15 protein-coding genes and 2 tRNA genes are annotated in these 14147 nt (G+C 69.9%); 4 read left to right on the forward strand and 13 right to left on the reverse strand.

All coding sequences use genetic code 11. The annotated features are described in order from the left end of the window. The first annotated feature begins 106 nt into the window (after positions 1 to 106). Both ACZ6SA_RS06205 and ACZ6SA_RS06210 read left to right on the forward strand, forming a co-directional pair. Positions 107 to 253 (forward strand): hypothetical protein, encoded by a 147-nt coding sequence (locus ACZ6SA_RS06205; RefSeq protein ID WP_347649222.1) that lies wholly within the window; start codon positions 107 to 109, stop codon positions 251 to 253. A gap of 111 nt (positions 254 to 364) precedes the next feature. Then, positions 365 to 3226 (forward strand): ATP-binding protein, encoded by a 2862-nt coding sequence (locus ACZ6SA_RS06210; RefSeq protein WP_465826875.1) that lies wholly within the window; start codon positions 365 to 367, stop codon positions 3224 to 3226. A gap of 65 nt (positions 3227 to 3291) precedes the next feature. Here the strand turns inward: ACZ6SA_RS06210 and ACZ6SA_RS06215 are convergent, their stop codons facing one another. The 13 genes from ACZ6SA_RS06215 to ACZ6SA_RS06275 form a co-directional block, all read right to left on the reverse strand. Beyond that, a complete protein-coding gene (locus tag ACZ6SA_RS06215) occupies positions 3292 to 3858 on the reverse strand; it encodes a TMEM165/GDT1 family protein (RefSeq protein ID WP_347649224.1) in 567 nt (188 codons plus the stop codon). Positions 3859 to 4081: 223 nt separating this feature from the next. Continuing rightward, positions 4082 to 5119, reverse strand: coding sequence for a UDP-N-acetylmuramate dehydrogenase (locus ACZ6SA_RS06220; RefSeq protein WP_465826876.1), 1038 nt, complete (start codon positions 5117 to 5119; stop codon positions 4082 to 4084). 142 nt (positions 5120 to 5261) lie between these two features. After that, entirely contained in the window at positions 5262 to 6326 is a 1065-nt protein-coding gene (locus ACZ6SA_RS06225) for a hypothetical protein (RefSeq protein WP_443154524.1), read from the reverse strand. 54 nt (positions 6327 to 6380) lie between these two features. Beyond that, on the reverse strand, positions 6381 to 6809 hold the full coding sequence (locus tag ACZ6SA_RS06230) for a MaoC family dehydratase (protein WP_443154523.1): 429 nt from the start codon (positions 6807 to 6809) through the stop codon (positions 6381 to 6383). Further along, complete coding sequence (locus ACZ6SA_RS06235) at positions 6809 to 7258, reverse strand: MaoC family dehydratase N-terminal domain-containing protein (protein WP_465826878.1); 450 nt, start codon at positions 7256 to 7258, stop codon at positions 6809 to 6811. The genes ACZ6SA_RS06230 and ACZ6SA_RS06235 overlap by 1 nt, the downstream gene beginning before the upstream one ends. 317 nt (positions 7259 to 7575) lie before the next feature. Further along, entirely contained in the window at positions 7576 to 7740 is a 165-nt protein-coding gene (gene rpmG, locus ACZ6SA_RS06240; RefSeq protein ID WP_019632658.1) for a 50S ribosomal protein L33, read from the reverse strand. Between the two features lie 70 nt (positions 7741 to 7810). After that, a tRNA-Met gene (locus ACZ6SA_RS06245) sits at positions 7811 to 7884 on the reverse strand. A 480-nt stretch (positions 7885 to 8364) separates the two neighbouring features. Next, entirely contained in the window at positions 8365 to 8811 is a 447-nt protein-coding gene (locus ACZ6SA_RS06250; RefSeq protein WP_465826879.1) for a hypothetical protein, read from the reverse strand. An 879-nt stretch (positions 8812 to 9690) separates the two neighbouring features. Continuing rightward, positions 9691 to 9763, reverse strand: a tRNA-Thr gene (locus tag ACZ6SA_RS06255). Positions 9764 to 9802: 39 nt separating this feature from the next. Beyond that, positions 9803 to 10033, reverse strand: a complete 231-nt coding sequence (locus ACZ6SA_RS06260) for a transposase (RefSeq protein ID WP_347649230.1) — start codon at positions 10031 to 10033, stop codon at positions 9803 to 9805. Positions 10034 to 10083: 50 nt separating this feature from the next. Continuing rightward, complete coding sequence (locus ACZ6SA_RS06265) at positions 10084 to 10626, reverse strand: C40 family peptidase (protein WP_465826880.1); 543 nt, start codon at positions 10624 to 10626, stop codon at positions 10084 to 10086. A gap of 42 nt (positions 10627 to 10668) precedes the next feature. Further along, positions 10669 to 11673, reverse strand: coding sequence for a lysozyme (locus ACZ6SA_RS06270; RefSeq protein ID WP_465826882.1), 1005 nt, complete (start codon positions 11671 to 11673; stop codon positions 10669 to 10671). Beyond that, positions 11670 to 12221 carry a P-loop nucleotide/nucleoside kinase family protein gene (locus ACZ6SA_RS06275; RefSeq protein ID WP_347649233.1) on the reverse strand — a complete coding sequence of 184 codons (552 nt, stop codon included), beginning with the start codon at positions 12219 to 12221 and terminating at the stop codon, positions 11670 to 11672. The genes ACZ6SA_RS06270 and ACZ6SA_RS06275 overlap by 4 nt, the downstream gene beginning before the upstream one ends. Positions 12222 to 12480: 259 nt before the next feature. On the opposite strand from ACZ6SA_RS06275, the gene ACZ6SA_RS06280 reads away from it, so the two are divergent. Both ACZ6SA_RS06280 and ACZ6SA_RS06285 read left to right on the forward strand, forming a co-directional pair. Next, positions 12481 to 13422: an ATP-binding cassette domain-containing protein gene (locus tag ACZ6SA_RS06280; RefSeq protein WP_465826883.1), complete on the forward strand. Its 942-nt coding sequence runs from the start codon at positions 12481 to 12483 to the stop codon at positions 13420 to 13422. Then, positions 13403 to 14146, forward strand: coding sequence for an ABC transporter permease (locus ACZ6SA_RS06285; protein WP_347649235.1), 744 nt, complete (start codon positions 13403 to 13405; stop codon positions 14144 to 14146). The genes ACZ6SA_RS06280 and ACZ6SA_RS06285 overlap by 20 nt, the downstream gene beginning before the upstream one ends. Position 14147: the final 1 nt, after the last annotated feature.

Below are 14147 nucleotides of genomic sequence, written 5' to 3' on the forward strand. Positions count from 1 at the left end.
GGCGTGTCCGCGCGCCAGAGATAAGGCATCCACCCGATGTGGCGGGCGGGGCCTTAGCACGAGTCTTGAAGGTGTCAAGAAGAAGCACGAAAAAGCAGGAGACACCGTGAATCCCGAGATCGAGTACGAGCTCATGAAGAGCCACGCCAGCGAGCTGCGCAGGACGGCCGCCGAGCACCGGCGCGTACGCGAGGCGGAGCGGGCGAACAAGACCGGGCGCCGCTCCATCTTCGGCAAGCGCCGCTCCTCATGACCGCCCCACGAGTGCCCGGCCACATCCTCCCTCGTGGCCGGGCCTACGTACCACCATGAACGAGCGTAAAGACGTCGAAAACAACCGATAAGGCATGACATGCTGGATGACATGCGGGGACGATCGGTCAGTCCCGTCTTCGTCGGGCGGCAAGAGGAGCTGAAGGCCCTCTCCGAGACGTTCGACGAGGCGCTCAAGGGCACGGTGACGGCCGTCCTCATCGGCGGTGAGGCCGGGGTCGGCAAGACCCGGCTCGTCCACCGCTTCGCCGAGCACTGCGCCGCCGGAGGCGCGCACGTGCTGTACGGCGGCTGTGTCGAGCTGTCCACGGAAGGCCTGGCCTACGCGCCCTTCACCGCCGCGCTCCGGCAGCTCGTCAGGGAGCGGGGGCCCGGCACGGTGACCGGGCTGCTGCCCGACGGGGCCGAACGCGATCTCGCCCGGCTGCTGCCCGAGTTCGGGGAGTTCAACGGCGACGGCGAGACCGACGCCGGCCGTGCGAGGCTCTTCGAGCAGTTCCTCACCCTGCTCGAACGCCTCGCGGCCGGCCGCCCCACCATCCTCGTCATCGAGGACATCCACTGGGCCGACCGGTCCAGCCGCGACCTCATCGCCTTCCTCAGCCGCAACCTGCACACGCCGCAGGTCCTCATCGTCATGACCTACCGCTCCGACGACCTGCACCGCCAGCACCCGCTCAGGCCCGTGCTGGCCGAGCTGGGCCGGGTCAACGGCGTGCACCGGCTCGACCTGCCCCGCCTGTCGAGGGACGAGGTCGCCCAGCAGATGACCGGCATCCTCGGCGAGATCCCCCAGTACGCCAAGGTGCAGAAGGTCTACGAGAGCAGCGAGGGCATCCCGCTGTTCGTCGAGGCCCTGCTGGACGGCGGCGATGACTGCACGGTCCCCGACTCCATGCAGGACCTCATCCTCAGCGCCGTCGAACGCCTGCCCGAGGAGACCCAGCGCCTGCTCCGCGTCGCCGCGGCGGGCGGCACCAGGGTCAGCCACGCCCTGCTGGCCGCCGTGAGCGGCCTGTCCGACATCGACCTGGAGACCGCGCTGCGCCCCGCGATCGCGGGCAACGTGCTGCAGATCGCCGACAACCGCGCCTACGTCTTCCGCCACTCCCTGATCCGCGAGGCCGTCCACGACGAGTTGCTGCCCGGCGAGCACCAGCGGCTGCACGCCAGGTACGCCGAGGAGATCTCCAAGGACCGCAGGCTGGTCCCGCCCGGCCGCGCCGCAGTCGAGCTGGCCCACCACTGGTACGGCGCCCGCAACGACCAGTGGGCGCTGATCTCCGCATGGGAGGCGGCGCAGAAGTCGTTCAAGGCGTACGCCTACACCGAGGCCGTCCCCCTGCTCGAACGCGTCCTCATGTTGTGGGACCGCGTGCCCGACGCGGCCGAGCTCATCGGCGCCGACCACACCGCCGTGCTGGAACGGGCCTCCGAGGCCGCCAACGCCGGCGGCGACGTCGACGCGGCACTCAAGTTCGTCAAGGGCGCGCTGTGCGAGCTGGACGAGGCCGCGGAGCCGGCGCGGGTGGCCCAGCTGATCGTGCGGCGGGCCGGCATCAAGAACAGCAAAGGACATCCGGGCGTCCTCGACGACCTCAGGCACGCGCTGCGGCTCGTCCCCGAGAACAGCGTCGACTGGGCCGAGGTCGTCACGCCGCTGAGCCGCCACCTCATGCTGAGAGGCGCGATCGGCGAGGCGAGCGAGCTGATCGCCGACGGCCTGCGGCTGGTCAGGGAGCACGGCGAACGCAGCCTCGAAGCCGACCTGCTGATGAACCTGGCGCTCGGCCACTCGCTCAACGGCGAGCTCGAGTCCACGATCATGGTCAACGAGCAGGCCCTGGAGCTCGGCAGGGCGGCGAACGCCGGCCGCATCATCACCAGGGCCATGGGCAACAACATTGACGCCCTGACCGACACGGGCCGCGACGACGAGGCCCTGCGCATGGCGGAGGACGGCTGGCGGCTCGCCAAGCAGTACGGCAGGCTGCGCGGCAGCGGCCTGTTCATCCTGAACAACCGGGCCGAGGTGCTGGAGTCGCTCGGCCGCTGGGACGAGGCCGTCGAGGTCGTCGAAACCGCGCTCGGCCACGGGCCCGTCCTGCGCACCCGGTACGCCCTGCTGCGGGTGCGCGCCGACATCGCGCTGGCCAGGGGCGAGCTGGAGCTGGTCGAGGGCATCCTGTCGGAGATCGGCCTGCTGAAGCAGCGCCCGGAGGAGTTCGTCCAGGACGTCACCCACAACGCCCGCCTGCACATCCGCTGGCACCTCGCCAAGGGCGAGCCGGGTGCCGCCCTGGGCGTGGCCGAGCGGGTGCTGTCACGTCCGCAGCAGTGGAGCAAGGCCATGCTCGGCTGGCGGCTGCTCTCCCTGCTGCGCACGGTCTGCGACGCCGCCGAGACCACCGAGCCCGGCGCCGAGGGGATCGCCGCCGTGCGCCGGCAGGCCGCCGAGGTCGCGGCCGAGTTGTCGGCCATCGGGCCGGTCGTGGAGGCGTACCGGCTGTCGTACTGGGGCGAGTTCGACACCGCGGCGGCGGCCTGGGAGCGCCTCCACCGCCCGCACAACCAGGCCATGGCGCTGCTGCAGGCGGCCACCGTGGTGGCGCGCGGCGGCGACCGCGAGGGGGCGGCCGCACGGCTGAAGACGGCGCTGCCGCTGGCCGAGGCGCTGCGCGCGACGCCGCTCGTCGAGGAGATCGAGGCGCTGTCCCGCCGGGTGGGCCGGCTCTCGCAGGGGCAGGAACAGTCGGAGCTGCTGACGCCCCGCGAGCTGGAGGTGCTGCGCCTGGTCACCCAGGGCCGCACCAACCGGGACATCGCGGCCGAGCTGTTCATCTCGGCGAAGACGGTGAGCGTGCACGTGTCCAACATCCTGGCCAAGCTGGGCGTGACCACCCGGGGCGAGGCGGCCGCGGCGGCCCACCGGCGGTCGCTGCTGGCACCGTAGCTTCCGGGGGCGGCTCGGCCGGGGACACGCCTTCCGTGGGCGGCCCGGCCAGGGACACGACAGCCTCAGAGGAGCGGCTCGACCAGGAGAGCGACGCCGAACACCGCGAACGCCGCGGCGGCGCCGTACCTGATGACCTTCTCGGGCAGGTGCCTGCCCATCAGCCGGCCCACCACGATGGCCAGCGCGTCCGCCGCCACCATGCCGACCGTCGAGCCGATCCAGGTGCCGACCCAGCCGTGCTGCGTCGCCAGCGTGATCGTGGCCAGCATCGTCTTGTCGCCCAGCTCGCTCAGGAAGAACGCCACCGTCACCGCGATCAGGGCGTTCCTGGTGGTGCGCCGGGCCTTCTGCGCCTCGTCCTCGGTCAGCTCGTCACCGCGCAACGTCCACACCGCGAACCCGAGGAAGGCCAGCCCGGCCACCACGGAGATGGCCGTCGTCGGCAGGGCGTCGCCGATCAGGCCGCCCACGGCGACGCTGAACAGGTGCACGACGGTCGTGGCGATGGTGATGCCCAGGAGCACGGGCCACATCTTGAAGCGGGTCGCGAACGTCATCGCCATCAGCTGGCTCTTGTCACCGAGCTCGGCCACGAAGATGACGCCGAGACTGATCCAGAACGCTTCCAACGGTCCTCTTCCGCGCGACCGGGCCGGAAGCGAGAACCCGGGGAGATGCGGGCACGGCTTCGGCCCGGCAGCGACTTGTCGCATGGCTGCCAGGCCGAAGGTCTCGTCCGCCCGTGTGAGGCCCGTGCGACCGGGCGCGGTGAAGCGCCAGTGTGTCGATCACACGATTGGGACTACTCCCCTTCGGTAACTCCGAGACACCATAACAGACCAGATCGGGCCGCTATTCCCCGAGGGCGCAGCCGACCAGCACCGGCTCGTTGACCAGCGTGACCCCGAACTTCTCCCGCACCCCGTCGCGCACGTGCCTGGCCAGCGCCAGCAGGTCGGCGGTGGTGGCGCTCCCCGTGGGGTTGGTGAGGGCCAGCGTGTGCTTGGTCGAGATGCGTACGGGTCCGAGCTCGTAACCCTTCGGGAAGCCGGCCTGCTCGATCAGCCAGGCGGCGGGCACCTTGACCGATCCGTCGGGCATGTCCCACTGCGGGTGGCCGGGAGCGCGCGCCGCCAGCGCTTCCGCCTGCTCGGCCGTCAGGACCGGGTTGGTGAAGAAGGACCCGGCACTGCGCGTGTCGGGGTCGCCCGGGTCGAGCACCATGCCCTTGGCCCGCCGCAACTCCAGGACCGCCTTACGCGCCCGGGCGAGCGGCACCCGGCCCTCCGGCTCGGCCCGCAGCCGGCCGGCCAGCTCCGCGTACGCCAGCGGGCCGGACAACTCGGAGACGTCCAGCGCGTACGTCACCGCGAGCACCACGTGCCGCGCCAGATCCCGCTTGAAGACGCTGTCGCGGTAGGAGAAGCCGCACTGCCGCGCCTCCAGGTCGACCACCTGCCGGGTGCGCCGGTCGTAGGCGCGCACGCACCTGATGGTCTGGGCGACCTCCTGGCCGTACGCGCCGACGTTCTGGATGGGGGTCGAACCGACCTGCCCCGGGATGCCGGACATGCACTCGAGGCCCGACCAGCCCTCAGCCACGGCGCGGGCGACCAGCGGGTCCCAGTCTTCGCCCGCCTCGACGGTGACCAGCACCTGCTCGCCGTCGCGCGAAACGGACACGCCCTCGGTGGCGACCTTGATGACGAGCCCGTCGAAACCCTCGTCGGCCACCACGACGTTGCTGCCCCCGCCGAGCACCAGCGTGGGCACGGCGTTCCTGTCGGCCTCGGCCACCAGGGAGACGAGTTGCTCCGCCGTGGACGCCTCGGCGAAATCGCGGGCGGGCCCGCCCAGGCCCAACGTGGTGTACGGCGCGAGCATCTCCATGGGCCCACAGCTTACTAACGGGCGATCCGCCCGACAGACCGCCGCTGCGCCCCGAACCGGCGCTGACGGCGGCCGGACGGCACGTTTCCCGCCAGGGCACGGGCCGCAGCGGGACTCCCGCCGCGCCCGACCCGCAGAACCGTCAGGCGGAGGCGTGCAGGAGGCGGAGCACCCCGTCATAGTTGCGCCGCGACTCCCGCTCCAGATAGTCGTCGGGCACGTCGTGCCGGCCGAGGCGCTCCACGGGTGGCCGGTCGCGGGGCACGACCAGGGTGCCGTGCAGGGCGAGCGAGAGTTCCAGGTCGGCGTTCGTGCCGTGACGGGCGTCCTCGGGCAGCGCTCCGAGCGCCGCCGACCGGCGTACCGCCATGAGGTCTCCGGTGAGCGCCCGCACCCGGCCCGGCCCTGCCTCGCGCCAGTTATGGCCGTCGCCGAGCGGTTCCGCGCCCCACCAGCCGGCCGCGACGGCGCCTTCGGTGATGGCCGCGATCAGCGGGGTCAGCGCGTCGCCGCGCAGCACGGTGGTCGTCTCCATCAGTACGTGGACCTCGGACATGTCGAGCCGCAGCAGCTTGGCCCGGCTCTCGCCCCAGGTGGCGGTGCCGCCGCGCCAGTGCGGCCGCTCGGCGACGTGCCAGGTGGCGATCCGGTCGGGCCTGCGGCGGGCCAGGTCGTCCAGCACGTTGCCGGCGCCGTCGACGTTGCCCAGGTCGAGGGCGAGCACGCGGGCCCTCGTGTGGTCGATCAGCGACTGCACGCACCGCTGCACGTCCTCGGGCCGGCCGTCCACGAGCAGGCCCACGCTCGTGGTGACGTCCGCGGTCTCGACGCGCTGCCGCTCGGCGTTGACGCCCAGGTCGTCGAGGCGGCTGGTGGCCAGCGAGGCGTCCCAGGTGCGCTGGGCGTGCAGCATGCCGTCGCCTTCGTCGTCGCCGTGCTGGCCGGGGTCGCCGGAGAAGCCCAGCTCGGCGGCGGGGTTCTGGCGTGCGTGCGTGCCGCGCGGTTTGGTCCCGGCCGTGCCGACACCAGTCGCTGCCGTGCCAGAGCCGGTCGCCGGGCCGCCCGCGGTGTCGCGGCCGGAGCCTGAGGTGCCCGCCACGTCCTCGATGCGCGGGGGCCGGAGATGGCCAGGAGGCTTGGCGTCGGTGACGGCGGAGACGGGGATCGATCGGACCGTGGGCCAGACTTCTCGCGCGGCTTCAGACATACCGTCACGGAGTACCCGAAAGCGGGCCGACTTATCATCCCGGCCCGCCGAGGCTCAGGTCAGCTGCACCACCGCACGCGCCTTGGACAACACCTGTGCCTCCCCCGACCTGGCGACGAGCCCGACGACCACCCGCTTGTCCTCGAGCTTCTCCTCGATCACGCCGCTGACCGTGATCGTGGCGCCCTGGTCGTCATCGGGCACGACCACCATCGAGGAGAACCGCACGCCGTAGTCGACCACCGCCCCGGGATCTCCCGCCCAGTCGGTGACGAACCGGCCGGCCTGCGCCATCGTGTACATCCCGTGCGCGATCACGTCGGGCAGCCCGACCATCCTGGCGAACCGCTCGTTCCAGTGGATCTGGTTGAAGTCGCCGGAGGCCCCGGCGTACATGACCAGGTTGGAGCGGCGCACGTGGTAGTCGACCGGGGCGAGCTCCTGGCCGACCTCGACCTGGTCGTACTTCACCGTGGCGGCCATCAGGCGGCCCCTCCGCGCTCGACGACCGTGTTGTAGGTGACGCAGACGGGCTCGCCCTCGACGGTCGTCACGTCGCTGCGCACGGTCAGCAGCTCGTTGCTGCCGGCGGTGCGGATGTCGGTGATCGTCGCGGTCGTGACCAGCTCGTCGCCGGCGACGACGGGACGTACGTACTCGAAGCGCTGCTCGCCGTGGACGACCATGGCGAAGTTGAGCCCCAGGCCGGGATCGGCGAGCGCCTCCCCGCCGCTCTGCAGGCTGAAGACGATCGGGAACGTCGGCGGCGCGATCACGTCGGGGTAGCCGGCGGCCTGCGCGGCATCTTTGTCGCGGTAGAGAGGGTTGTTGTCGCCGATCGCGGTGGCGAACTCCCTGATCTTCACCCGGCTGACCTCGTATGGGGCGCTGGGCGGATAGCTCCGGCCCACGAAGTCACGGTTCAAGGCCATCAGTGGCTCCTCGTACGTCTCCAGCCGAGCGCTGCTGAGGGCGACGCTAACAGAACAACGTTCGGCTGTCGCGGGAGATGGCCCGGATTTTGCCGTGCCGCCCCCGCCCCCAGCAGCCCTCTTCCACCCCGGCACGATCGAGGCCACCGTTTCCCGCTTCGGCCGGCAGGTGTTCAAGGGCACGCCACGAGCCGGCCACGGGCCAGCGCCACATGTGGCGGGCCGGGGGCGGACACGACGAACCGGCGCCCTGCGAAGGGACGCCGGCTGTGCGATGGAGCGTATGTGGGGGGCCGAGGCCCCTGCCCGGTGCGAACCTAGCGGGTCTCGCGGTGCGCGCGGTGGCAGCGGCAGTTGGGGCAGTATTTCTTCAGCTCAAGCCGATCCGGGTCGTTGCGCCGGTTCTTCCGCGTGATGTAGTTGCGGTGCTTGCACTCCTGGCAGGCCAGCGTGATCTTCGGCCTAACGTCGGTGGCAGCCACTTGGGAGTGCCTTTCTACGTTCGGGACATGGACACACCCGTGCCCAGGCCGTGGACCTGGGATTGGGCAGTAGCGGAGGCCGGACTTGAACCGGCGACACAACGATTATGAGCCGTTTGCTCTGCCTGACTGAGCTACTCCGCCTTTGAGCCGGTAACGACACCGGCCGTCGTAAAGAATACCCGACGTGGCGAGCACATCAGCAACTCGCTCCACCGGGCGGGGTCTCTCCAGTATGCCTCAGGAACCCCGGCAACCGAAATCCGGAGCGCCCGACATGCTCGGGGACGAACCTCGGATCCACCGCTCGCCAGGTGCCGTGCGACGAGAGGCGCGCGGCCCGAGACTCATCCGAGCGTCGCTCGGTCAGCGTGGCCATCTCGGCGCGCGGCCCGCACACCGCCCGGTCAGTCCCTCCGGTTCTCCCCAGTCCCCTGCGAGATCGTCACCGCGAACTCCTCTGCCCCGCTCTCCTCCACTCCTCCAGCATGACCGTGAAGGGACTCTTTCACATGGCCACGGACAGGCTGGGCACCCGTCATCGGATGCCCAGCGAGTGCCCCGGCCGTGGGCTATGGCATGGCGACCGCTTTCACCGCCCCGCTCTCCACAGCGCCGCGCTGGTCATCCGCAGTGGACGTCACGCTTGTACACGAACCCCTTTTTCCCGGACCTGCCTTCGACGTGGGCGGATACATCGATGCACTTGTTCTTGGCGGCGACATAGACAGGACCCGCGTACTTCGAGAAGTTCCCCCAGTCGGTGTCGGCCCAGGACGTCTTGTCGGACGATCGGATCCGCACCGCCTTGTAGTCGGCTCGGCCATAGTTCGATCCGGAGCCGTAGGCCAACGCGCAGTTCTTCCCGGTGCCGGCATTCCACCGAACCTCGAGGACGCCGTACTTCTGCCCGTCCTTGCTGATGTTGTAGGTGCCCACGAGCTTGTAGCCGCTTCCACACGGGCCGACGGCGGCCGCGCTGGCAGGAGCGGCAATCGTGGAGACGATCCCGGCCGCAAGCACTGCGGCGCTCGCCACGGCCGTGAACTTGGTACGAGCAAGCACGTTCATACCTCACTTGACTACAGGTGTCACAAAACAGCGGTCCGACCGCACGAGGACGTCCAGCACCTTTTATCCCGAAAACCCGAACAGTCCAGTACGGCACTTCTGACCCACATTGTGAGCATTTTGTCATGCAGGGCGCATCACTCGCCACCACATCACTCGCAGCGCCCCAGAAACGTCTCACCCGCGAGCGCGGGCCTCGCACTCAGTGGTCAGGCCGCCGTGCCCGCGCCGCAGCACCACGCAGGAGTCCTCACCCTCCCCGGTCGTCGTGCACACCCCGAGCTGGTCGCGACACGGGCGATCATCCCGGTCCGCTCACGCAACTCAAAGACCTCCGAACCGCACGATCGCGCAGCTCAACGGAGTAGTTCCTCGGGGGCCGCTGCGGCCACCGCCACCGGGCTGTCATGCCGGTGGGCCATGCGACACAGCGCCGCCTCGTCGATGCGGACCCGCACGCTCACGGCCGCTCCTTGCCGAGCTGGTGGATGTGCAGCACGAGTTGCGGCCGGCGCGTGACGTCGCCGAGCCCGTGTCCGGCCCGACCAGGTGACCGGCGTCGTCGTCGGCCGGAACGCCGGCGTCGACCCGTCCGTCCACGGCGGCCTTGACCGATGGGTACGCTCGCGCGGCACCTACGCCTACTGTTTCGCGCCCACGTCCTGCCGGAGTGGGGCCAGTGGCGGCTGGCCGAGGTCACCGCAAGCGCGCTCCGTTCCGTGACAGCCGCAAGACGCCGATCGCGCCGTGCGGCGAGGTGGTTGAGTGGCGAGTGCGGGACGCGTGACTGTCCAAGGTCATCGCATTTTCGTCGCACTCAAGGAGAAACGCCCGGGCCCGCTATCTGGCGGGTCGGGCGTTATGGCTGGTCAAGGTGGGAGCCCCCAAACGGAATCGAACCGTTGACCTTCTCCTTACCATGGAGACGCTCTGCCGACTGAGCTATAGGGGCCTGTCCGGCGCTGCGGACAGGTGTAACCATACACGGCGCTCAGCCCTGATGCGAACTTGTTCCGGCCTCCGCGGGGACCTGTGCGCGGCGCCGGGCGGGCAGCTCGATGACCTCGCACAGGTCGGCCAGATCGACGAGCCTGGCCACCTGCGCGACCGAGGTGCAGTCGGCGATCACGCACCCGTGCCTGCGCACGCGCAACACCTGCCGGCCGGCCCGGATGGCCGGCAGGATCTCGTAGCCGTCGAGGCCGACCCATCGCCTGTCCATAGCCGCACACATTAGCCACCGGGTCTCTCAATTTCCGGCCGCCACACGCGTCACCGGACCGTACGCGGCGGGCGGTAGCGGTAGAAGCCGGCGAAGTCCTCCTTCTCGGCCATGTCGTCGACGCGCACGATCGCCCCGGTCTCGGGTGCGTTCATCATCGTTCCATTGCCCAGGTAGATGCCGACATGATGGGTTTTGACGGTCTTTTTGGTGATCTTTCCGAAGAAGGCTAGGTCTCCCGGCTTCGGGGACTTCACCCGGCGCATCTTCCGTACGTGCGCGTCGGTGTTGCCCGGCCCCAGCACGTCCCTGCCGTGCGCCAGCGCGTACACCCATCGGGCCAGCCCCGAGCAGTCGAGGCCGCGCGTCCTGGCCGCCGGGCAGGGCTTGATCCTGCCCCGGTAACCCCTGCAGGTGCCCTTCGACGGGCCGGGCTCCTCGGCGTGGCCGCCACCCCACGAGTACGCGATGCCGTACCGCTCGATCTCGTAGGCGATCTGGACGATCCTGGGCGGCAGGGACAGGCCGAGCGGCACCGAGGCCGTGGCGGTGAGCAGGATCAGCGCCACCGCCACAACCAGCCGCCGCTTCATCCCAAACCCCCTTTAACACCGGGACTTGGGATTTATCCTGCCTTATCGCGCTTTCAGGGTGAGTTTCACCGAACCGACGGTGACCTTCATGCCGACCGTGCCCTTCGCCTTCCTGGGCTTGGTGGTGAACACGAACAACACCTTCTTCGCCCGCGGCAGCTCCTCGATCCGGCACGACACCGCCGTGCCGCTGAACTTGCACGCCGGCGCCTCGACCACCCGCTGCCCGCCGAACGCGCGCCCCGACACCTTGATGTCCTTGACAGGGTGCGGGCCCGTGTTCGTCACGACGACCCTGTACGACGTCCGGCTCCTGGCCTCGCCCGATACCATCACCTCGGCCGGCGGGTTGGCCAGCGCCTTGAGCTGGGACTCGCTGCCGTTGAACGCGTTCTGGCCGCCGGCCAGCGCGCCCTTCTCCGCCGACTGCCAGAACGTGTGCCTCTTCCAGCTCTTCGGCAGCGCACCTGGCTCGCTGCCCCAGCGGGCCAGCCAGAGGGGGTTGGACGTGAAGGCGGCCGAGTTTCCCGTGCAGGTCCGCCACCAGCTCGCCGTGGTGTAGATGATCACGTGCCGGCCGGTCGCCCTGCGGTATCGGACGGTGAAGTCCTTGATCCAGCCGACCATGTCCTTCGTCGACAGGCCGTAGCAGGAGTTCTTGCCGTTCTTGTCTTTGTACGGATTGTCCTCCACATCGAGGACCCCGGGCAGGGTTTGGCCGTCGCCGATCCAGTCGCCGCCATTTTGAAGGAAATAGTCGGCTTGAGTTGTCCCGTCGGATTCGTGCGGTTGCGCAAAGTGATAGGCACCGCGGAAGAGCCCCGCCTCCGCAGCGCCGCCGAACTGCGTCTCGAAACGCGGGTTGCGGTAGTCGCCCCCCTCGGTGGCCTGCACGAACGCGAACTTCCCACCGCCCAGGGACACGCTCTCCCAGTCGACGTCACCGGTCCAGTTGCTGACGTCGACCCCGGGAACGCCGTCGGCGGCCTCGGCGACTCCCGTCATCCCCGTCGCCAGAATGACCGCTGATAACCACAGACGTTTCACGCCGGAGATCCTTCCTGAGCCATACACGAACGTGCAAGTTCGGCGATATTCACCTTCTTCGACGTGTCCACTGAAATGACCGGCCCCAGCGCGAGCGGCCGCGCCGCCGCCGCCCACTGCCGCCACCGCCCGTCATCGACCTCGGCGTCATGGTGGATCGGATGCCGCACCCGGCGCTCGTACCGGCTCCTCGCCACGCCGGGCGGCACCTCGCACCAGACCTCCCGCACCTCCGCCGGCGCGACGCCCGCCCGGTCGAGACCGGCCAGCACCACGGGACGCAGCGGCGCGAGCCACGGGCTCTCCAGCACCGCGCCCGGCGGGGAGTTCGCCAGCAACGTCCACAGGCTTTCGCCCGCGGCCATCCCGAGGCGCCTGCTCCACTCCCTCGCCTCCACGCCGTCGGGCCTGGCGAGGACGTCGGCCAGCGTCTCCTTGAGATCGTCCTTGGAGAACACGGGCAGCCCGAGTTCGCGGCCGAGCGCCCGGGCCAGCGTGCTCTTCCCCGCTCCCGGCAGCCCGTTCACCAGCACGGCAAGTCTGCGCATGACCCGACATGCTGCCAGAACCGCCGCCCCCGGGCGCTCGTCGGGAAAAACTTCTCCGCTATCCGGAAACCCGCACTTCAGAGCCCCGAAATCGCCTATGTGGGAGCGGCCGTCGACGACGTCGTTTCCGCAGGTCACAGCGGTTCATGAACGTGACATTCGCGTTTGCCAAACCCGGTTTCCCCTGCACAAACTTGTCCCATTCCGGATTGCCCGCCCCGACCAGGGGTTTCTTCGCCATGCCCAGAGGAGACCGACCATGATCCACGCCCGGGGCCTGACCCGAGAGTTCAGAGTCAAGAAGGAGACCGTCACCGCCGTTCGCGGCATCGACCTCGACGTGGAGGCCGGCCGGCTCGTGGCGTTCCTCGGCCCCAACGGCGCAGGCAAGTCCACGACCCTGCGCATGCTCACCACACTGCTGCCGCCCACCTCCGGCACCGCCAGGGTGGCGGGCCATGACGTGGGCGAGAACCCGGCCGCCGTCCGCGCCCGCATCGGCTACGTCGGCCAGAAGAACAGCGCGGGAGAGAACTTCTTCGTCCGCGACGAGCTCATCACCCAGGGCCGCTGCTACGGCCTGAGCATCCGCGACGCGGCCGCCCGCGCCGACGAACTGCTGGACCTGCTCGACCTCGTGCCGCTGGCCAGGCGCAAGCCCGGCACCCTCTCCGGCGGCCAGCGCCGCCGCCTGGACATCGCCCTCGGCCTCATCCACCGCCCCGACCTGCTCTTCCTGGACGAGCCCTCGACCGGCCTCGACCCGAAGAGCCGCGCCGACATCTGGCAGCACATCCTCCGGCTGCGGGAGACGTTCGGCACGACGCTCTTCCTCACCACGCACTACCTGGAGGAGGCCGACACCATGGCGGAACGCGTGGTCATCATCGACGGCGGGAAGATCATCGCGGACGGCACCGCGGAACAGCTCAAGAACGACCTCGCCGGCGACCACATCACCATCACCACCAGCACCGAGCAGGAGGCCGCGACGGCCGCCCGCATCGGCAAAGGGACCGCGACCGGCACCACCGTGCGCCTCCAGGTGCCCAACGCCGCCGCCGCGCTGCCCGACTATCTCCGCACCCTGGACGGCTCCGGCATCAAGGTCACCACCGCCGAGACCGTCCGCCCCACCCTTGACGACGTGTTCCTCGCTCTTACCGGGAGAAGCCTCACCGATGACGACATTCCTGCGTGACACCGCAACCGTCCTCTCGCGCGAGGCCAGGCCGGCCCTGCGCGAGCCCGTCGGGCTCCTCTTCGAGATGGGGCAGCCGCTGCTGTTCCTGTTCCTGTTCGGGTCGCTGCTGGACGGGGCGGTCGGCTCGTCGTGGCAGTGGTTCGTGCCGGGGATCCTCGTCATGATGTGCCTGACCGGCCCGATGGGCGCCGGCTACACGCTGCTGGTCGAGCTGATCGGCGGCTCGATGGAGCGCCTGATGGTCACGCCGCTCAACCGCACCGCGATGCTCGTCGGCAGGACCATGAAGGAGATGATCGTCCTGCTGGCCCAGGCCGTGCTGATCATCCTCCTGGCGCTGCCCCTCGGCTTCGACCTCCATCCGGCGGGCGTGCTGGCCGGTCTCGTGCTGCTGGTGATCTTCGGGGTCGGGCTGGGCTCCCTCTCGTTCGTCCTCGCCATCAAGTCGGCGCCCGGCGGCACCCTGTTCTACATCGTCAGCCAGTCGATCCTCTTCCCGCTGCTCCTGTGCTCTGGAGTGCTCCTCCCGCTGGACACCGGCCCCGCCTGGCTGCGGGCCATCGGGTACGCCAACCCGGTCACGTACATCGTCGACGCCCAGCGAGCCCTCTTCGCCGGCCACCTCGCGAGCCCCTCCATCCTGTACGGCACCGCCGCCGCCTGCGCGGTGGCCGCGGTCGGGCTCCACCTCGGCAACCGGGCCATGCGCCGGGGCGTGTGAT

The organism is Nonomuraea sp. NPDC049378 (genome assembly GCF_055586745.1).